General features: G+C 52.3%; 17 protein-coding genes. 6 read left to right on the top strand and 11 right to left on the bottom strand.

Annotation, left to right across the window (positions count from 1 at the left end):
- Positions 1-198 precede the first annotated feature (198 nt).
- Entirely contained in the window at positions 199-1,116 is a 918-nt protein-coding gene (locus BEQ56_03135) for an N-acetylneuraminate lyase (GenBank protein ID AOH42560.1), read from the top strand.
- A gap of 161 nt (positions 1,117-1,277) precedes the next feature.
- On the top strand, positions 1,278-1,991 hold the full coding sequence (locus BEQ56_03130; protein AOH42559.1) for a hypothetical protein: 714 nt from the start codon (positions 1,278-1,280) through the stop codon (positions 1,989-1,991).
- Positions 1,992-2,025: 34 nt separating this feature from the next.
- Here the strand turns inward: BEQ56_03130 and BEQ56_03125 are convergent, their stop codons facing one another.
- The 10 genes from BEQ56_03125 to BEQ56_03080 all read right to left on the bottom strand — a co-directional run bounded on the left by BEQ56_03125 (position 2,026) and on the right by BEQ56_03080 (position 13,457).
- Entirely contained in the window at positions 2,026-2,976 is a 951-nt protein-coding gene (locus BEQ56_03125; GenBank protein ID AOH42558.1) for an epimerase, read from the bottom strand.
- Positions 2,977-3,096: 120 nt separating this feature from the next.
- Entirely contained in the window at positions 3,097-4,284 is a 1,188-nt protein-coding gene (locus BEQ56_03120; GenBank protein ID AOH42557.1) for a 30S ribosomal protein S1, read from the bottom strand.
- A gap of 121 nt (positions 4,285-4,405) precedes the next feature.
- The gene (locus BEQ56_03115; GenBank protein ID AOH42556.1) at positions 4,406-6,025 is read right to left on the bottom strand and encodes a hypothetical protein; all 1,620 of its coding nucleotides are present in this window, start codon (positions 6,023-6,025) and stop codon (positions 4,406-4,408) included.
- Between the two features lie 210 nt (positions 6,026-6,235).
- Positions 6,236-6,679 carry a sugar phosphate isomerase gene (locus tag BEQ56_03110; protein ID AOH44377.1) on the bottom strand — a complete coding sequence of 148 codons (444 nt, stop codon included), beginning with the start codon at positions 6,677-6,679 and terminating at the stop codon, positions 6,236-6,238.
- 15 nt (positions 6,680-6,694) lie between these two features.
- The gene (locus tag BEQ56_03105; protein ID AOH42555.1) at positions 6,695-7,336 is read right to left on the bottom strand and encodes a dihydroxyacetone kinase subunit L; all 642 of its coding nucleotides are present in this window, start codon (positions 7,334-7,336) and stop codon (positions 6,695-6,697) included.
- Between the two features lie 4 nt (positions 7,337-7,340).
- On the bottom strand, positions 7,341-8,345 hold the full coding sequence (locus tag BEQ56_03100; GenBank protein ID AOH42554.1) for a dihydroxyacetone kinase: 1,005 nt from the start codon (positions 8,343-8,345) through the stop codon (positions 7,341-7,343).
- A 27-nt stretch (positions 8,346-8,372) separates the two neighbouring features.
- Positions 8,373-9,782 (bottom strand): L-fucose isomerase, encoded by a 1,410-nt coding sequence (locus BEQ56_03095; protein ID AOH42553.1) that lies wholly within the window; start codon positions 9,780-9,782, stop codon positions 8,373-8,375.
- A 24-nt stretch (positions 9,783-9,806) separates the two neighbouring features.
- The gene (locus BEQ56_03090; GenBank protein AOH42552.1) at positions 9,807-10,766 is read right to left on the bottom strand and encodes a hypothetical protein; all 960 of its coding nucleotides are present in this window, start codon (positions 10,764-10,766) and stop codon (positions 9,807-9,809) included.
- Positions 10,767-10,786: 20 nt separating this feature from the next.
- Positions 10,787-12,331, bottom strand: a complete 1,545-nt coding sequence (locus BEQ56_03085; protein ID AOH42551.1) for a hypothetical protein — start codon at positions 12,329-12,331, stop codon at positions 10,787-10,789.
- A gap of 34 nt (positions 12,332-12,365) precedes the next feature.
- On the bottom strand, positions 12,366-13,457 hold the full coding sequence (locus tag BEQ56_03080; GenBank protein ID AOH42550.1) for a hypothetical protein: 1,092 nt from the start codon (positions 13,455-13,457) through the stop codon (positions 12,366-12,368).
- Between the two features lie 194 nt (positions 13,458-13,651).
- On the opposite strand from BEQ56_03080, the gene BEQ56_03075 reads away from it, so the two are divergent.
- Positions 13,652-14,431 carry a hypothetical protein gene (locus BEQ56_03075; GenBank protein ID AOH42549.1) on the top strand — a complete coding sequence of 260 codons (780 nt, stop codon included), beginning with the start codon at positions 13,652-13,654 and terminating at the stop codon, positions 14,429-14,431.
- 23 nt (positions 14,432-14,454) lie between these two features.
- On the opposite strand, the gene BEQ56_03070 is transcribed toward BEQ56_03075, so the two are convergent.
- Positions 14,455-15,477, bottom strand: a complete 1,023-nt coding sequence (locus tag BEQ56_03070; protein AOH42548.1) for an inositol 2-dehydrogenase — start codon at positions 15,475-15,477, stop codon at positions 14,455-14,457.
- A gap of 229 nt (positions 15,478-15,706) precedes the next feature.
- On the opposite strand from BEQ56_03070, the gene BEQ56_03065 reads away from it, so the two are divergent.
- The 3 genes from BEQ56_03065 (at position 15,707) to BEQ56_03055 (ending at position 19,316) form a co-directional block, all read left to right on the top strand.
- Positions 15,707-16,651, top strand: a complete 945-nt coding sequence (locus BEQ56_03065; GenBank protein ID AOH42547.1) for a sugar ABC transporter substrate-binding protein — start codon at positions 15,707-15,709, stop codon at positions 16,649-16,651.
- Positions 16,652-16,759: 108 nt separating this feature from the next.
- Positions 16,760-18,274, top strand: coding sequence for a D-xylose ABC transporter ATP-binding protein (locus BEQ56_03060; GenBank protein ID AOH42546.1), 1,515 nt, complete (start codon positions 16,760-16,762; stop codon positions 18,272-18,274).
- Between the two features lie 55 nt (positions 18,275-18,329).
- Positions 18,330-19,316: a sugar ABC transporter permease gene (locus tag BEQ56_03055; GenBank protein ID AOH42545.1), complete on the top strand. Its 987-nt coding sequence runs from the start codon at positions 18,330-18,332 to the stop codon at positions 19,314-19,316.
- Positions 19,317-19,414: the final 98 nt, after the last annotated feature.

The following is a 19,414-nucleotide window of genomic DNA, read 5'->3' as shown; positions in this document are numbered from 1 at the left end:
TAGTTGAAATAAACAAAGAACTAAACAAGACGATGATAACCATTTTCGCATGACTTCTGTCACCAATATTTAAAAATACGATTATTCCGACCGATTTTCCACCCACTTTTTCGCAGAATCACGGTATAAAAAATAAAATCGTTTGAATTTTTTCAGGTTTTTTTCTGATATCGGTCAGACTGAAAGGCAAAGGGACCCATGACAAAATATGCTGTAAACCGTTTTCGGAACGTCACGATCGCGCTGAACACGCCATTCGACGCCAAAGGCGAGATTTCGCTCGCCGCTACCCGGAATTTCGTCCAATACCAGTATACCAAAGGCGTCCGCTCGCTGTACGTCTGCGGCAGTACGGGCGAAGGCTTCCTCCTTTCCATCCCGGAACGCAAGCAAATCCTCGAGGCCGTCGTATCGGCCGCGCCTGAGGATATGACGATCATCGTCCATGTCGGGACGGCGGCGACGCGCGAAGCGGTCGACCTCGCCGCCCACGCGGCGGAAACCGGAGCGCACGCAACCTCCGCCGTCCCCTGCGTTTACTATCGCCCCGGCGAAGAAAGTATCTATCGGCATTGGACCGCGATTACGGAAGCCGCCGACCTTCCGTTTTTTATTTACAACATTCCGCAGCTGACAGGATACAGCCTGTCGATGCCGATGTTCCGGCGCATGCTTCAAAACGAGCGGGTCGCGGGGATTAAATGCTCCTCCGAATCCGTTCAGGATATCATGCATTTCAAGGAAGAAGGCGGAAAAGATTTTATCGTCTTCAACGGGCCGGATGAGCAGTATCTCGCCGGGCGGATCATGGGTGCGGACGCCGGAATCGGCGGGACGTACGCCGCGATGCCTGAGCTGTACCTGAAGCTGGAAAACCTGATCCGCGAGGGCCGGATCGACGTCGCGCTGAACCTCCAGCGAATGATCACCGCCTTCATTGCCCGCCTCTGCACGTTCGGATCGCTGTATGGAACGGTAAAAGCGATCGTCCGGCTGGACGGCTGCGATATTGGCGATACGCGCGCCCCGTTCCTCCCGGTCAGCTCGGAAAATCCGGACGTCATCCGGCTCCATCGCGATATAAAAGCCGCGATCCGAGATACCGCGTCCTGGTAACCTTTTCCCGCGTCCGCGAGTCGGCTTTCCGAAAAACGCGCCCCAGCCCCCCTCCCTTCGCCGATACCATGACAGGCAGAGACAGCCTTGAAATCGATCGGATAAATCTGAGTATTGTATAATTCAGGAAGACATGAGATCAGCGACATGAGGAGGCAGACATGCATGAATATTACCGAAAAAAATCCGGAAAGCTGAGAAAGGAAATGGAAGGCTTCCTGAAAACGATTTCCGCGGAATTGGAAAAGGACACAGGAAGAAGCTTCAGCGATCTCAACGCGGAAATCTGGGATCTATATGAAAAGGAGATGCTTGAAAGGTTTCCTTATATCGGCGGAGACAGCGCGGGCGGAACGAAAAACCTGACGGGAGCCTTCATGTTGGTTGCGATGGGCGAGGTCCTGAAGAAGTACGCGGTCAATATGGAGACGATCGGGTACAGGATGGTTCAATGTTTCGAATCGGTTTTCGGGAAGACCCCCGGTATCGTCCGATTTATTTTACCGAGAATAACGGGCTGCTCGGGCCTTATGACGAAGGTATTAACGAAACGGGCTGAAAAAGCCGCCGCTAACGCGGCCGTCAATCCCGGCAGCTTCCAAACCGAAGCGCTCCCACCGAATGAGAAATATTCGGCCATCTTTCACAATACGGTATGCCCGCTGAGCGATTTTGCCAAGGCGTATGGATACGAAGCGTACATGCCGTATTTATGCAATCTGGATTATGTGACGGCGAGTATGTTAAATATCCCGCTGCGAAGAACGCATACCTGCTTCGAGGATGGGGACTATTGTGATTTCATGATCCAACGAAACGCAAAGCCGCTCCCATATTGGCCGCTCGTCAGCCAAGGAAATTCCGGCTGTAAATAATCGATTAAACGTCAGCGAACGGAATAGCGGGGCGTCAAAGGAAAAGGCCGCGTCCCGCCTGCCGCAGCCGCGGATCAAGTTCATAAGCAAGCCGCATGCCTTCTTCGAGCGGTACTTTCGGCGCATATCCGAGCATCTCGCGGGCCAGCGTCAGGTCCGCGCGCATGCGATCCGGGCCGCCGACGCGTTTCGGGTTATAAACGATTTCCGGCAACTGACCGGTTATTTTTTGCGCCAGCTCGCAGACACGGTTAATCGTCGTTTCCTCTCCCGAGCCGATATTGATCACGGTTTCGTCCGGCTTCTTCAGGTCCATCGCCGCGATCAATGCGTCGACGACATCGCTGATATAAACGAAATCGCGCGTCTTGGTTCCGTCGCCATGAATAACGATCGTACCTTTGGCGGCGGCCTGCTTCAGGAAGGTCGGAATGACGGCCGCGTGCGAAAACGAGAAGCCCTGCCGCGGTCCATAGGCGTTGAAAATCCGGAGACAGACCGCCTCCAGGCCCCAAAGCCGGCCGATCGTATTAATATAGTATTCTGACGCCAGTTTGGAAACGGCGTATGGGGAAGCGGGCCTCGGCTTGCTCGTGTTCTCGTTGAGCGGCTGCTGACACTGGATCCCATAAATCGCGCCGGACGACGCGAAAATCATGCGGTGGATCCCCACGTCGCGCATCGCTTCCAGAAGCGTAACCGTCCCGCCGACGTTGACACGTTCGAACTCGCGGGGGTAATCGATCGACTCAGGGACGACGACGCGCGCGGCTAAATGATAAACGCAGTCGACCTGCTGGAGCAGGCGCCAAAGGTGTTCCCGGTCGTTAATATCGCCGCGAACGAGTTCGACGCCGGAAGCGAGCGACTCGGGATGACCGGTCGAGCAGTTGTCAAACCCAATAACGGTATGTCCCCGTTCGCAGAGCGTATTGGCTAAATGCGACCCGATAAAGCCCGCGGCGCCAGTAATAAAGATTTTCATAAACGTCTCTCTCCTCAGGCTGCGAATTCAACGGCGGCGAAAGGAAAAAGGCGTATCCATCCACAAACCAGACAGAGCGATACGCCTTTCAAACGCACTGAATTCAGGCGAACGGTTGAATTATTCTTCCGTCAGCGAATCGAGATCGGCCATCAAGGTATCCCAGTCCATTTCGGAATAAGCCATCGAGTCGACGCGGCGAACCGATAAACCGATCCTGTGATTGGCGGGGTCGATCTTGATAATTCGAAGCGTAACCTTATCGCCTTCCTTGAGAACTTCTTTGGCATGCTCGATACGCTTGTCGCTGATTTCGGAAATATGGATCAGTCCTTCGAACGCATCGTCGAGTTTCGCGAACGCGCCGAACTTGGTCAGCCGGGTAATAACCCCTTCGACGAGCTGTCCAACCTGATATTTCGCGACCTGACCGAGCCAGGGATCGTCCTGCGTCTGGCGAATCGAAAGACCGATCCGGTTCTTCTCCTTATCAACGCTGATAACCTTGACCTGGACCTCCTGTCCGACCTGAAGGACGTCGGAGGGTTTCCTGATATGATCCCAGGAAATTTCGGAAAGATGGACAAGGCCGTCCGCCATTCCGTTAATATTAATGAATGCGCCGAAATCGGCGAGGCTGGCGACGCGGCCGGTCAGGATTTCGCCTTCGGTAAGCCCGTCGATGACTTTCTGTTTCAGCGATTCGCGCGTTTCCGAGCTCGCCTGCCGCTCCGAGAAGATCAGCCGGCGGCGCTCGCGATCGACCTCGATAATCCGGATCCGGATCGGCTGCCCGACCATTTTACCGTAACGCTGTTCCGGGCTTTCGCCGCTGACGTCCATTCTCCGCGACAAAGCGATCTGCGACGCCGGAATAAAACCGCGGAGGATCCCAAAATCGACGATCAGCCCGCCCTTATTGTAGCCGCTGATAACCGAATCGATCGCTTCTTTCGAAGCCATTGCCTCTTCGGCTTTTTTCCAGATCTGTTCTTCATACGCTTTGGTATAAGACAAAACAAGATTCCCGTTCTGATCTTCCGGATCAAGAATGTAAACTAAAATCGGTTGATCCACGTCGAAGGATTCGAGAATATCCTTCGGAATCGACTCTAATTCCCGACCGGTTATAACGCCTTCCGACTTCGTTCCAACGTTAACTAAAATTTGGTCCGGGGTAATACTGGCGATTACGCCCTCACGAATTTCGCCTTTTCTGGGAAAATCGATACGAATCCCTTCGTCAAGAAGGGCTTCAAAGTCAAAAGATTCTTTCTCAGAACCAATCGGGGAAACGGAATGTTCCATCTTTACTAATCTCCAACAAAACAAGTTATCTACGGATTATAAGGCTAAAACGAATAGTTGGCAAGTTACGAGCCAATTTCTTATCATTTTCACACTATAAATCACAAAATTGTCCGACAACTCATCTCGTTGAATCAGGCCGGGCAAAAATTTTCCCATCCGAATACGCGCCGTACAACGGCAGCTCCGCAAACAGCGCGTCATAATAGCTGAAATCCCCCGATTCTGGATCGAGGTCATCAGCGAAGCCGAAAACGATCGCGGCCGCTTTTCCGGACAGAATCTCAGACCGCATCCATTCGCGATCCGCCGTAAACGATGCCGAGGCCTGCTGCGTCGCGGCGTTAAACCCAACCGGGAGGACGTAGCAGGGAAGCTCTTTTACCAGGCCAAGGAACGTCCGCCGGTTGCTGAAGCAGGTTATCCCGTCGGGCAGCCCGGCGATCGCCCTCGCCGTTTCAGATTCGCGCCATGCGCGGCCCGCGAAACCCTGACCGTCAGCGTGGAACGACCGGATCAGGTCGAGACTGTCTTCGAGAAGCGAAAGACCGAAAAGCGTCAGGACGATAATCGCCGCGGCGCGCTGTCCGGGCTTTTCCATGAACCCCGCGGCGGCGGACGTGACCGCTGAAATTGTCAGGATAAAAAACGGGTAGAGCATCCGGTCGTCGAAAACGGTCGATCCGTCGACGAAAACCGCGGTCAGGAACAGCTCCGCCAGATACAGCAGCAGGAAATAAACGAAGAAATCGGCCGGCGCCAGCGGCATCGCTTCGCCATCGGGATGCTGCGCCGTTCCGCGGAAAACGGCGATCAGTTTCAACGCCGTGCGAACCGTCAGCGCCGCCAGCGTGATCAGGATCAACCCTGCCCAAACGACGCGCGGTTTTTCAACGATTCCTCCGGCTTCAGGGAGGAAAAAGCCCATGACCGTTCGGACGCCGTCCCAAAGCCGGTCCGCCGTCGGAAAATGCAGCGCGAAAGTCCGGTTGACGCCGCCGTCGCTGACGATCCGCCCGCGGATCAGCCAGGGAAGAAAGAAAACGGAGAAACCGGCCGCGATTCCGAAGGCCGGGGTCCAGCGATCGCGCGCTGTCCGCCCGTTCGCGAAGGCTAAGAAAAGCGCCCCGGCGAAAAAAATCAGCGCCGCGTAGCGGATCAGGACGGCGACCCCGAAAACCGCGCCGATCAGGAGCCAGGCCCAAAGCGGACGCCGCGCTTTCCTTAGCGCGACCGACAGCAGGAGCAGTCCGCCCAGGATCCAGACGGACGCCAGGGCCTCGCTCAGGCCGGATGACTGCGCCCTGAGGAACGGAACGGAAACCAGCGTCAGCGCCGCGGCGAAGGCGGCGGCTGATTCGCGCCGTGTCGTCGCCAACGCCAGCGCCGCGATCAGGAACAGGTTCAGAACGATCGCGATCCCGTTGATCGCTTTCGCGGCGGCGAAAACGTCCGGCGCGCCCAACGCCGCCGCTTTCGCAATCGCCAACGCATACCCCGGAGGAAACTGCGTAATCGGCCGGGGCTGGCGATCGCCGGAATAACGGACGTAGCCGTCGCCGGCGAGAATCGCGCGCGCGCCGCCGAGGTAATCGGCGCTGTCGTTCGTGAGACCGAGCCCGTCCGGCGTGATATAGGCGTACAGGATCGCGCCCGCAGCGAGCAGGATCAGGAGCGTGACGACAAAAGAAAGATTCGGGATGCGAATCGGGAGGGCTTTTTCATGCGAAGGATGTGTCATATCCGGGGCCGCCTTATTTACCAAACAGTTCTATTCTATCTGGGAGAAAGTGTATCATGAGAAAGAGAAATTGACAGCGATCGCGGAATAAACCGAAGAAACCGACACCGGCTAAGCAGTGAAATCGGGTTGGAAATCCGATCGGACGTCCAACCCGAAAACGCAGAGTTAATGCTTGACGAAAATCGCCAGATTTATAGAAATATAAAATCAGCTATTGCCATCTTCATAATCGATAATTCGTTGGACTTTTTTCGCCGACGGCGAAGCGGAATCAAAATCAGCAGTCAGCCAGATTCCCAATATTTTTTTCGCGACCTCTCTTCCAATCGTAAACGCGCCTAAACAGGCGATATTTGTATTATTACTCGTCCGCGCTTTTTCCGCGCTATAGGCGTCGGTCAGCAAAGCGGCATACGCGCCATGAACCTTATTTGCGGCAATACTCATTCCAATTCCTGTTCCACAGAGCAGGATCCCCTTATCCGCAGATCCATTCGCGACCTGCTTCGCGACTTTAATCGCCGTGTTAGCGTAGATAGCGTCTTCATCGCCCATGTCGATCACCTGATGCCCCAAGTCTTTACAAACCTCCATCAGGTATGACTTTAATTCACCGGCATTCGGATCCGCGCCAATCGCAATTTTATACATCATGTCCCCGATCTCTTACAGGCAAAGATCCTGAATCCCCTGTCCCATCGCTTCGATAATCAGGAAGCATGAAACCGCGCCGGCATCAAGAACGCCTTTCGACCGTTCGCCTAACCGGCTGGAACGCCCAACCCTCGCGACCATGTCCCTTGTTGATTCCTTTCCTTGTTCCGCCGCAGAGATCATCGACGCCATTGCCCTGTCGATCGGCTCACCCTGGTTAACCGATCGTTCAACCGCTTCGACAGCCGGCGCCAAAGTATCAACAATTGTTTTATCGCCAACTTTCGCCTCAATAATTTCGGAAAGGTCCTCCAATCCCCGGCGGAGCATTTCGGCATAAAGGGTCAGATCGATTTTCTCAGCGCCTTCGCAGCGTTCAGCCATTCCACAGAAAATTGTCCCGTATATCGGCCCCATCGAACCGCCAATCTCAGTTAACAGGATTTCGCCCAGCTCGCCCAACCCATCGGAAAAAGCAACGTCCCGATCGCGGATACGTTCCTCGAAAATGGAAAACCCCTTGTTCATGTTAATACCATGATCGCCGTCGCCAATTCGTCCGTCAATTTCGCTCAGGTACTCTTTATTCTCCTGAATTGCTCCGATAATCCGCGTCAGGATCTTCTTCCCATCAGAATTAAGAAAATAGTCCATATTCTTACCCCTGCTGCTGTTTCAGCCCGACAGAATATACGTCCAAGTCAATCAGCGTTTTCAGCCGGTCATTGAGCTTCATGACCGTAAGCGACGCGCCGCTCATTTCAAGCGAAGTAAAATAATTTCCAACGTAAGCCCGATGAACAGAAATTTCCATCGAAGCCAGAATACGCTGAACTTCATCGTATAAAATATAAAGCTCCATCAACGGAGTCGCGCCTAAACCGGAGAGCAGGACAACTGTCTCGTCGCCGGGAAGGAAAGGCAGATCGTCGCAGACAATCTTGGTCATCCGTCTCGCGACCGACGCTGCGCTCTCCAATGGACAGACCTCAATCCCCGGTTCTCCGTGATGACCGATTCCCACCTCCATCGTTCCATCCTTTATTTCGAAATTCGGATGCCCCACGGCTGGTAAAGTACAGGGCGTCAACCCGATACCCACGCTTCGAGTATGATCGATCGCATCCTTTGCCGAGGCGATAACATCCTCCAAGTCCGCCCCCGACGCTGCCATTGCCCCAGCAGCCTTCCACATCAGGATTTCCCCTGCGACGCCTCTTCGTTTCTCCGCCTGGTCCTTCGGGGCGGACGCCGCGTCGTCGTTCGCGACGACCGTTCTGACCTCAATACCTTCTTTCTTCGCGAGCTTCACCGCCATCTTGACGTTCATGTTGTCGCCGGAATAGTTTCCATAAAGGCAGGCAACGCCCTTCCCGCTGTCTGCCGCACGGAACGCGTCTAAAAAGGCATTAGCCGTAGGCGAGGAGCAGACCTCGCCTACGGCGACAGCATCGCACATATTTTTCCCAATATATCCGATAAAAGCCGGTTTATGCCCTGAGCCTCCGCCGGTAACGATCCCTACCTTCCCCTGAACTGGCGCATGTACATATTTCAGGACGCGGGGATTCGTTGTTTCGGCAACAATATCAGGATGACACTTTAGAAAACCCCGCAGCATCTCATCGACGACATCATCCGGATTATTTAAGAACCGCTGCATCATCATCTCCTTCACAATTGATTTGAGCTATGAAAACATCTCCACTTCAACATTCAACATACTGCAAATCATCTTCAAATCATCCACATGATCGCCATAAACCGCATGGCAGTGATTCGCGTCAAAACGATCCAGGAAAACGGAATGATCGAAAGGCAGCTTCGCAAATACATGCGGCCATTCTTCGGTCGTTTCCTTCATTTTTTCCCGCGGAAGCTCAACGAATTCCGCCGGAATAATCGTCATCCGATATTTTCCCTCGTTTCGATTCAATCGCGCGATCGTCGCTTTTCCCGCCTTTGTCATTAAATTCACGTGACATCCGCCGCCGGAATAAATATCCAGGCATGGATATAACGTCGTCTTTTTCAAGTTTGCTCGAAAATCTTTCGTTCCGGTAGCGTAATAGGTCGATTCCGACCCGCAATTACAGAATACCATGACGTCTTCCTCGGCGTCATAATGACGAACGTCCATGAACACAACCGGATCGCCAGTCAGCAGATGCAAAATCTGCATCGTTAGCGCCGCGTCCGAATCCGCTTCACAGGCAAATACAACCGGTTCTTTTTCACCGTCCCAGTCATAAGGATCATTCATGAAAGCGGCGCTAAGGCATTCCGTACAATAGTGCCGGCTCATTTCATAATGACACTTTACACCGACGAAATCGTAATGATTCTCCTGCACGATTCTTTTTGTCGCTTCATAATGTCGAATTTGCTGCTTGAGTTTTTCTGAAGTGAAAGAAGTCCCATTATATTTAATTTCGCCGACGTTTTCGCTCAGCCATTCAAACGCCTTTTCAACCTGCGCTTCAGGAATCTCTTCCGCAATCCGGAGGATTTCGGATTGATCTAAATGATCCACGTCGATCCCAAATTTCTTTTGCCAATCCTGCATGCTCACCGTCGAGCTGTACATTCCAAGGCTTCGTCCCCCGATCAGCCCATATTTCTGTCCATTCAACCGGGACACAACCATCGCGCATCGGGCGAAATGGGTAATTTTCTCCAGGACCTTCGGATCCCGAAAATCTCCAGCCGCGCGAAAATGCTCGATACCGAGATGATGCAACGCGCCGCCGGCCGCCAGCATCGCAACCATTCCCGGCCAATCCGGATTCAGGTTCGCTGCAAGTAGAAACGGTCCCTTCCCATTTTGCGCAGCAATCGCCGAAAAATTCGGGAAAGCAAAGACCCCGTAGGAAAAAATCGTCCCGTCAACGCCCTTCGCCTTCAGCTTCTCAGCTTCCTCTTTCGCGCTCTCAACCGAGCAAACGAGCCGATCCGCCTTTAGTACGATAATCTCTCCCTGTTTTTCGAGTTCCTCCGCGATAACATCGACCTGTTTCTGAACAATTTCCTTTAATTGCTCATGAACGGCAGGCTCGCCGTCCGAAAATCCAATCAGACCAATCATCGGTTTCCTATTCATCCTCTTTTTTCTCCTTTTCTCTGCTTATTTGATAACGCTAATCTTCTTATGATCGATCGTCGCAAAAACCGCAAGAATCAGAACGATCCCTTTGGCAATCTGCTGAATCTCAGAAGACAATCCCATAATATTCATACCGTTGCTGAGGACCGCGATGATGAACGTTCCCAGCAGCGTCCCAACGACACTTCCCACTCCCCCGGACATCGGCGTCCCGCCAACGACAACCGCAGCGATAACGTCCAGCTCCATCCCTTCGCCTAAAGTCGGCGTTGCCGCGTAGGTCCGCGCCGCCTGAAACAGGCCCGCCAACCCGGCCATCAACCCAAAAAGCACGAAAACCAGAATCTTCACCCTGTCGACGCGAATTCCCGTCAGTTTCGCAACTCTTTCAGACCCGCCGACAGCCCGAACCTCCCGGCTAAACGCAAAATTCTCAAACATGTAACACATCACAAACAGGATACATAGCGAAAACAGGACGGAATTCGGCGTATTAAAGAACGTCCTTCCCGCATAAGTCTTGATAAAGGTCATATCCTTTATTTCAACCGGCGCGCCATGCGTTATCAACAAGACCAGCCCGCGATAAGATACCATCGCGCCCATCGTAACGATAAACGACGGAACTTTTCCCTTCGTAAAAACGAACCCGTTCAGCAGTCCGCAGAGCGTACCGACAGCCGCAGCAGGAATCACAGCGAAAACACCGAATTTTGGAACCGTCAGCGCTGTCGTCAGCGCCGACAAGGCGACAATCGATCCAACCGATAAATCGACCGAGCCGGTAACGATAATGAACGTCATTCCCAACGCGGCTATCAACGTTACGACCATCTGCTGCGCGATAATCATAAAGTTAGAGAGCTGGAAGAAACGCTTATTTGTAATCGTAAAAATAATACAAAGAGCGGTTAACAGCATAAACGGAAAGAACTTCCTGAATTCAACCCTTTTAACCCTCTCAATCGAGAACCCGAACATAATTCGCTGCCTCCACGCCGCTAAACGATAAAACGGATCACATCTTCTTCCGCGAGATCCCGATTTTCTTCAAAGATCTTCGAAACCCTTTTCTTCTTCAATAACAAAATTCGATCGCTCATGCCCAACAACTCCAGCAAATCCTCCGTCAACAGGAGAATCGAGACGCCCTGAGAACAAAGCTCACGGAGCAACGCATATATATCCTGTCGTGCCTTGATATCGATCCCGCGCGTTGGATTATTCAGAAGCAAAATATCCGGATGAATCGATAAACATTTTCCCAACACCACTTTCTGCATATTCCCGCCGCTTAGTGAATTCACCGGATGCATTGCGTCAACGGTTTTGATTCCGATCGAATCGATTTGCGCGCCTGTTAACGCTTTTTCCTTCGCCTTATCGCGAAGGAGCCCCCTTCGCGGAAGCGCCGTCATATTCAGATTGTCATGGATTGAAAATTCGGGTATCAGCCCTTCTACCGTTCTCTCCCCGGGCACCAACGCAATCCGATTCAGGACGCTTTTCGAAGGGGTGGGCGCCAAATAGCGCGAAGACGATAAATAAATTTGACCGGCCGTTATCTTTTCCGATCCGTAAATCGCGTTAAGGATCGCTTCCCCGCCCGCTCCCTTCAGGCCGCCGACGCCTAAAATCTCGCCCCGCCGAAGATCGAACGTAATATCGGTCACCCTGTTATCAACCGAGAGATTCTTCACGCTCAGGATAACGTCGTCGGACGCCTTGACCGTAGGATGATCCGGATAAATACTTGATCCGATCGATCTTCCAACCATCGCAGATTCAATTTTCTCAACTGTCGCCTCGTTCCGGTCGTATTCCGCGATAAATTTTCCATCGCGCATTACTGTAATCCGATCCGAAACCTCAAAGACTTCGTTCATATGATGCGATACAAAACCGATCGCAATCTGCCGATTCCGGAGGTTTCGAACAGCTTGAAGAAATACCCTTGACTCTCGATTATTGAGGAACGCGGTTGACTCGTCAAACAGCAAGACTTTCGGATTGTAGGATAACGCTCTCGCGATTTCGATCAATTTCCACTGACCAAAATCAAGACTTCTTATATTCTGTCGAATATCAATTCCGGACTCGATCGACGCTAAAATATCCTGCGCCTCCCGATTCATTCTCTTCCAGTCAAGCCCCAGGAAAGGACGGCTGAATTCATGATGCCTGCCGATAAATATGTTTTCAGCGATCGTCAGGTAAGGATTAATCGACGACTCCTGAAAAACGATCGTCACCCCCTTTTTCGAGGCGTCCAGAAAATTCAACGGAGCGAAATGCTGCCCATCAATCGTAATTTTTCCACTATCCGGTTTATGAACCGCGGCGATAACCTTTAATAACGTCGATTTTCCGGCGCCGTTCTCCCCAACGATCGAATGAATTTGTCCGGGAACCAATTCGATTTTCGCATGATCTAAAGCTACGGTTGCGTCAAATCTCTTGCAGATATCTACCGCTTGAACGATCATCTGATACCTTTCCTTAAAAATTTCGCGAAAATCCGGAGTTGCTGAAGCGACAGTCCTCATATCGATCGCCGTCGCTTCAGCCTTTTACAAAGTTTTATTTGCTGTACTTCATCTCAAAGACAGCCTGCGATGCGTCCGGGTTATAAACCTTCGACGATTCCTTGAAATCGAAAGCAGGAATTCCGCCTGGGAAATCACTCTTAAACTGGTCTACTTTATCTTGCGTCAATGGCAATAAATTCAAGACCGTATTCTTCTCATCCGCAGGAATCGGGAAACCATTCAGATAATCGAACATCATCACAGCGGCAAAACCGCCCTGAAGCCAGTGTCCTCCTATATCGAAAAGAAGCTCCCCATTCTCAACCGCGTCAACGTTTTCCGGATTCAAATCCATTGCGACGACAATAACATCCTCGCCCGGTTTCTTCCCCGCGTTCTTCAAGGCAGTCATCACGCCAGTCGCCGTACCTCCATTCGCAGCCCAGACGCCTTTAAGTTCCGGATGCGCCTGATAAAGATCTTCCATCGCGCTTTGAGACTCATCGCGGACAAAATTCCCATTAACCCGACCAACGACGACGACGTTCGTTTCCTCGGCTAACGCTTTGTCAAATCCTTTTTCCCGATTGATCGCAACGGTCGTTCCCGGCGTTCCCTGGATAACGCCGACATATTTCTTTCCATCATCGGATACCGGCGTAGCTTCGAACAGCGCCTTCGCCATCCGATACCCGGCGTCTTCGTCATTCGGACCGATAAACGCAATATAGTTCGCGAAAGCGTCCTGAGGCTCGATATCTTCAATAAAACAATCGATCGTGATAATCGGAATTCCAGCAGCTTCGCAATCCATGACCGCTTTTCTTCCCGCCGACCAGTAGGGAACAAAAATCAACCCGTCGATACCAGAAGCAATCGCGTCCTCAATCAGCTTATTGATCTGGTCGGCCTTGTTATCAGCGTTAAAAACAACCAGCTCAAAGCCTAATTCCTCCGCGCCTTTTTTCGCAAAATCCACACTGTTCGCCCAGAACTGAGCCCCCAGCGTCGGAACAATCATTCCGATTTTCAAGTCCTTCTTAGGCTCCATTTGCATTGCGGAAACAATCGTCGGATGAACGCCAACGGCGAAGCTTGAGATCAGCATCGCAAAAACCAAACCAAAAACAATCACCCTTTTCATAAATCCCTTCTTTCTTAGCTGATAAATACTTTCAAGCAAAGCGCTTGATTCCCACAAAGCATCCGTTAATCACATATGATTCAAGAGTTCTTATATTTGATAATTGTAGCCACCCTGTTTTCATTTGTCAATATCAGAAATCAGCAAAAAAAGGTTATTTCTCTCATATAATTGGATAGCCGTTTAGGAGGCATATGAGCGAACAAGACGAATCTAATTTCCCGCCTGCGTTAGAGCGGGCGCTGAGTATTTTGGAATACCTGTGTGAAAGCGAAACTCCAAAATCATCCAAAGAAATCAGCGAAGAATTGCAAATTCCAATTGCGTCGACCTATCGAATTGTGAATTGCCTGCGCAGCAAAGGATATCTCAGGGAAAGCCGATATTTCTCAGATAAATTTACACTGGGATACAAACTTATCTCATTAGGACGGTATGCGCAGGACAAATTCAATATCATTGAAGTTGCGAACAAGTACATGGAAAAGCTTGCGGCGGATACGGCGCAGGCCTGTCAATTACTGGTTTTAGACAACGATTCCGTAATCACAATCCATCAAGCGCTTCCGCTTTCTGTAATTACCGTTATTGCGAAAATAGGGGAAAAAATTCCCATTAATTTAAGCGCGGGGGGAACAATCCTGACTTCGCTCCTCCCCAACGCAAAATTAACTCTGTTTTTAAAAAAGGCCTGGAAAACCGTCCGGGAACAGACCGAGTATTCGATTCTTGACATCGAAGAATATAAAAAGAAATTAGCCGTATCCAACGAACAGGGATATGCAGTCGATCGGGAAGAATACGCGCTTGGAATTGGCTGCTTAGCTGTCGCGCTGTACGATCAGGAAAACAATCCAATTGCCGCGCTTGGATTAACGGGCCATATTTCAAGCTATGAAGGCGAAGCGTTTGAATCCCTGCTAAAACAGTTACGGCTAACCGGGTCTCAAATATCAGATGAAATAAGACGCTGAGGATTCAGTCCTCCCCGCCTTATTTACCGGTACCGGATTCGCACGAGCTCGCCGCCCTTCAGCGACTGCGTCGTCGCCAACGCAATTTCCGCCGACCGCACTCCGTCGATGACGTCGATCTCCGGTTTTTTCCCATTCCGGACGCAATCGACAAAACAGACCTTTTCATCCAGAAAAGCGCGCTCGAACCGTTCCGGAAACGCTTCGACGCAGTCGACCCCAACGCCGGTGTCCGTGTACAGGACCGCGCCGTTCTTCGCCGGGACCTGACCGATTCGGATCGCGCCCTTCGTCCCCACGATCTCCGTTTCAATATGGTACCCATACGGCGCGGTCCGGCTCGTATGAATCGTCCCCATCGCCCCATTCTCAAAACGGTACAAAGCACAGCCAGCCTCAACGTCTCCAATCGCAGCGATCCCGGGGAATCCGAACGTCGAGCCAACCGCGAAAACCGATTCCGGTTCCGCCCCAAGGAACCATCGCATCAGGTCAATATCATGAATCGCCATATCGACGAAAATCCCGCCGCTCGTCGCCAGGAAGTTCATCGCCCCCGGGAGCAGCTTCAATGGATCCAGCCCCACCGCCTTAACCAGGTACGGATCCCCGATCAGCCCGCCGCGAATTTTCTCCATCGCGTATCGATAGGACGGATCGAACCGGCGCATGAAACCCAGCTGGAAAACCAGGTCCGGATGCGCCTGAACGACTTTCGCCGCGCGGAGGCATTCGTCAACCGTCACGCCCAGCGGCTTTTCGCAGAAAACATGCTTCCCCGCCTCCAGCGCCCGCGTCAGCTGCGAACAATGCACCCCCGAAGCCGTAACGATCGCCACCGCGTCAAAATTTCCCCGTTCAATCATCTCGTCATAATCGCGATAAACGTCGCGGATCCCCAACGTCTCGCGCGCATAGCGCAGCTCCGCATCAATAATCGAACAGGCCGCCGTAACCTCTGCGCCCGGGATCTGGCCGCAAAGATGATTCGCGTGAATCTTTCCCAACCGCCCCAACCCGGCAATCGCAATCCGTACCTTTTCCATCGCGCCTCCTTAATACGCTATAAAAACCCAAGCTGCTATTCACTATTGAATCATAAATGCAAACCGCTCAGATTTTCGTACTCAATGCAATATGATTTTTATCACACAAACCCAACCATAAAAATATGACAAACGTCCTCCGTTTATCCCTTTCGCCTATGCGCCAGGTTCGTTATAATTCTTTTTATATTCGTGTAAGATTTTGTTTAAGAAATCAAAGGAGCCCGTTATGCAAAAGAAATTCATGATCGCCCTGTCAACAGTCGTACTCGTCCTCGTTCTCAGCAGCGCTGTTTTCGCGCAAGACACGTTCAAAGTCGGCTATGCCTGCAACAACTTTAACGACACCTTCCAGACGTTTATCGAAGATCACGCGCGCGCTTACGCCGAGAAGGAAGGCGTCGAATTCGTTTACTCCGACGGCGGCGAAGACATCCTCAAGCAGCAGGACCAGATCAACGCGTTTATCGCCGAAGGCGTCGACGCTTTAATCGTCGTGCCGATCGATACCAGCGCCGTCGAACCGATTATCGAAGCCGCCCAGAAGGCCGGTATCCCGCTCGTCTTCGTCAACCGCAATCCGTTCTCAGATCTGGATCCGGAAGATTATCCTGAAAACGTTTATTACGTTGGGTCTGAAGAGTCTGAAGCCGGGAAATTCCAGGCTGAATACGCCGTCGAGCTTCTCGGCGAAAAAGAGGAAATCGGTTACGCGATCCTCGTCGGTATCCTCTCGAACCAGGGCGCGATTGCCCGAACGCAGGGGAATAAAGACGCCCTGAAAGAAATGAAAAACTATAAACTTCTTGCTGAGCTGAACGGCGATTGGCAGCGCGACCAGGGCATGACCATCACGGAAAACTGGCTGACCGCCTACGGCGACGAATTAAAACTGATCCTCTCAAATAACGACGAAATGGCATTAGGCGCCGTTGAAGCCACGGAAGCCGCCGGACGCGAGGATATTATTATCATGGGCGTTGACCTGATTCCTGACGCGAAACAGGCGATCATCGACGGACGGCTCGACGCTTCCGTCATGCAGGACGGAAAGGGGCAGGGCGAAGGCGCGATGAAAGTCGCGTTAGCCGCGCTCCGCGACGAAGACCCCGAACCGTATACGAAAATTCCGTTCGTTTTAGCCACCCCCGAAAATATCGCCGATTTTGAGTAAAACGGAGCGCTGCGAAACGAAAAAAGACAGATTGAAAGAGGGTGCGCGCCACCCTCTTTCAAACCATATTCAGACAAATCAGCCGTTTCGAGAAAGGATAAAAATGGCATGAATGAAACACCATTGTTGACCATGCAGAATATCAGCAAGCGCTTCCCCGGCGTTAACGCGCTCAAAAACGTTTCGCTCGAAATCGCCCGCGGTGAAGTTCATGCGCTTCTGGGAGAAAACGGCGCGGGGAAATCGACTTTGATGAAATGCCTTCTCGGAATTTATCAAATCGACGACGGCGAAATCATCTTCGACGGCGAACGCCTCGACCATACGACGACCGCCAACGCGCTGAGAAAAGGGATCTCGATGATTCATCAGGAGCTATCCCCCGTTCTTCATCGCCCGATCATGGAGAATATCTGGCTCGGACGCGAACCGCTGAATCGATTCGGACTGGTAGATCATCAGAAAATGGCAAACATGAGCCGTGAAGTCCTGAGGCGGATCGACTTTGAGATCGATCCGACGGTCCATATGTCGGAGCTGACGGTCGCCAAGATGCAGATGGTCGAAATCGCCAAAGCGATCTCATATGACGCGAAACTGATCATCATGGACGAGCCCTCGTCCGCGCTGACGGAACATGAACAGGAACAGCTTTTCCGGATTATCAACCGTCTCCGCGATCAGGGAACCTCAATTATCTACATCTCGCACCGCCTGAACGAGATTCTCGAGATCGCCGACCGCGCGACCGTACTCCGCGACGGCGAATATATCGGAACGCGTTTCGTAAAAGACCTGACGATGGACGACATGATTACCATGATGATCGGACGCGAATTATCCGAACTTTACCCGAAAATTAAAACCGAGATCGGCGGTCCTGTTCTTGAAGTCAAGGAGCTGAGCCATGAAAAATACTTCAGGAACGTATCGTTTACGCTTCGGTCCGGCGAAATTCTCGGGATCGCGGGCCTCGTCGGCGCGGGTCGGACCGAGGTCGTCGAGACGATTTTCGGCATCCGCTCAAAAGCCGCCGGTGAAATCCGGATTCACGGCAATCCAGTAGAAATCAGGCAGCCAAGCGACGCAATCGGGCAGCGGATGGCTTTCCTGACCGAAGACCGGCGGATGAACGGAATATACGGGCCGCTCCCGATCCATATCAACGTCGCAATTTCCAGTTACGACGACTTCCTGAACCGCCTCGGACTGATCGATCAGAAGGAAGTCGATAAAGGCTGCGACAGGTTCGTCGACCAGATGCAGATCAAGACGCCGTCGCTGAATACGTCGATTGAAAACCTGAGCGGCGGAAATCAGCAGAAAGTCCTGCTGGCCCGCTGGCTGATGACCCAGCCGGAAATCCTCTTTTTAGACGAACCAACGCGCGGAATCGACATCGGCGCGAAAGCCGAAATCTACCGGCTGATGACGCTGCTGGCGAAGGAAGGGAAATCGATCCTGATGGTCTCGTCGGAGATGCCGGAAATTTTGGGGATGAGCGATCGAATTCTCGTCATGCACGAAGGGAAAGTTACCGGAATCCTGGAAAACACCCCCGACCTGACGCAGGAGACCGTACTCCGCTACGCAACCGGAACCGCGGAACAGGCGCTTCCATAAAAACGGCGGTTCGCAATAAACGGATCCAAGTAAACCTCAGAGAAGGAACGCTTTCATGAAACCTAACCAGACCACTTTCAAAACGATTCTTAATAAATACGGGATTGCGATCGTCTTATTGGCGATGATCCTGTTCCTGTCGATCGTCAAGCCGAATTTCCGGACCTGGGATAACCTGCTGAATATTTTAACCCAGACGTCGATCTACGGGATCCTATCGCTGGGGATGACGATCGTAATCATCTCAAAAGGAATCGACCTGTCCGTCGGATCGATTTTAGCGCTGTCGGCGGTTGTCGCGACCTCGCTGGGCCAGACCTCCGGCGCCGCGAATAAAGTTTATCCGAACCTGCCGGAGCTTCCGATTATCGTCCCGATTCTCGCCGCGCTGCTCGTCGGCATGGTTGCCGGAGCGATTAACGGATCGCTTATCGCCTACACAGGGATCCCGGCGTTTATCGCAACGTTGGGGATGACGACAATCGCGCGGGGCGCGACGTACCTCTATACCAACGGACGCCCGATCAGCACGCTCATCCCGCAGTTCAAATTCATCGGGCAGGGGCGTTTCCTCGGGATCCCGATGCCCGGATGGATTTATATCGTCATGATCGCGATCATGTGGACCCTCCTCTCGCAGACGCGTTTCGGGAAACGCGCGTACGCGATCGGCGGCAACATCAACGCAGCGCAGGTTTCCGGCGTCAACGTCAAAGGAACGCTCGTCTGGATCTATACGCTGATGGGCTTGCTCTGCGGCGTGGCGGCGATCGTTTCGTCCGGACGGATGGTCTCAGCTCAGCCAGGACTGGCGACCGGGTACGAGCTGACCGCGATCGCGTCGACGACGATCGGCGGAACGAGCCATTCCGGCGGAATCGGAACGATCGGCGGCGCGGTTATCGGCGCGCTCGTCCTTTCGGTCATGCGCAACGGGATGACGCTGATGGGGGTGCATTCCTACTGGCAGCAGATCGTCGAGGGCCTCGTAATTATCCTGTCGGTCATCTTCGACATGCGCAAGAACGCCCGCAAAAGTTAAAAGCCTGTCGCGGCGGATGAAAAGAACGGCCAATAAAAGGCCGTTCTTTTTGATTGAAACGAAAAGTCTGACTCTCTGGGGCAGTCCATCAGAGCAGC

The sequence above is a fragment of the Anaerolineaceae bacterium oral taxon 439 genome (assembly GCA_001717545.1).
GTDB lineage: Bacteria > Chloroflexota > Anaerolineae > Anaerolineales > Anaerolineaceae > Flexilinea.
The sequence above is the reverse complement of the archived record's forward strand: the minus strand, read 5'-3'. Positions and strand labels throughout refer to the sequence as shown.

Coding starts and splice junctions, on each gene's coding strand:
- BEQ56_03135 (AOH42560.1), top strand. CDS start 199: ATGACAAAATATGCTGTAAACCGTTTTCGGAACGTCACGATCGCGCTG.
- BEQ56_03130 (AOH42559.1), top strand. CDS start 1,278: ATGCATGAATATTACCGAAAAAAATCCGGAAAGCTGAGAAAGGAAATG.
- BEQ56_03125 (AOH42558.1), bottom strand. CDS start 2,976: ATGAAAATCTTTATTACTGGCGCCGCGGGCTTTATCGGGTCGCATTTA.
- BEQ56_03120 (AOH42557.1), bottom strand. CDS start 4,284: ATGGAACATTCCGTTTCCCCGATTGGTTCTGAGAAAGAATCTTTTGAC.
- BEQ56_03115 (AOH42556.1), bottom strand. CDS start 6,025: ATGACACATCCTTCGCATGAAAAAGCCCTCCCGATTCGCATCCCGAAT.
- BEQ56_03110 (AOH44377.1), bottom strand. CDS start 6,679: ATGTATAAAATTGCGATTGGCGCGGATCCGAATGCCGGTGAATTAAAG.
- BEQ56_03105 (AOH42555.1), bottom strand. CDS start 7,336: ATGGACTATTTTCTTAATTCTGATGGGAAGAAGATCCTGACGCGGATT.
- BEQ56_03100 (AOH42554.1), bottom strand. CDS start 8,345: ATGCAGCGGTTCTTAAATAATCCGGATGATGTCGTCGATGAGATGCTG.
- BEQ56_03095 (AOH42553.1), bottom strand. CDS start 9,782: ATGAATAGGAAACCGATGATTGGTCTGATTGGATTTTCGGACGGCGAG.
- BEQ56_03090 (AOH42552.1), bottom strand. CDS start 10,766: ATGTTCGGGTTCTCGATTGAGAGGGTTAAAAGGGTTGAATTCAGGAAG.
- BEQ56_03085 (AOH42551.1), bottom strand. CDS start 12,331: ATGAGGACTGTCGCTTCAGCAACTCCGGATTTTCGCGAAATTTTTAAG.
- BEQ56_03080 (AOH42550.1), bottom strand. CDS start 13,457: ATGAAAAGGGTGATTGTTTTTGGTTTGGTTTTTGCGATGCTGATCTCA.
- BEQ56_03075 (AOH42549.1), top strand. CDS start 13,652: ATGAGCGAACAAGACGAATCTAATTTCCCGCCTGCGTTAGAGCGGGCG.
- BEQ56_03070 (AOH42548.1), bottom strand. CDS start 15,477: ATGGAAAAGGTACGGATTGCGATTGCCGGGTTGGGGCGGTTGGGAAAG.
- BEQ56_03065 (AOH42547.1), top strand. CDS start 15,707: ATGCAAAAGAAATTCATGATCGCCCTGTCAACAGTCGTACTCGTCCTC.
- BEQ56_03060 (AOH42546.1), top strand. CDS start 16,760: ATGAATGAAACACCATTGTTGACCATGCAGAATATCAGCAAGCGCTTC.
- BEQ56_03055 (AOH42545.1), top strand. CDS start 18,330: ATGAAACCTAACCAGACCACTTTCAAAACGATTCTTAATAAATACGGG.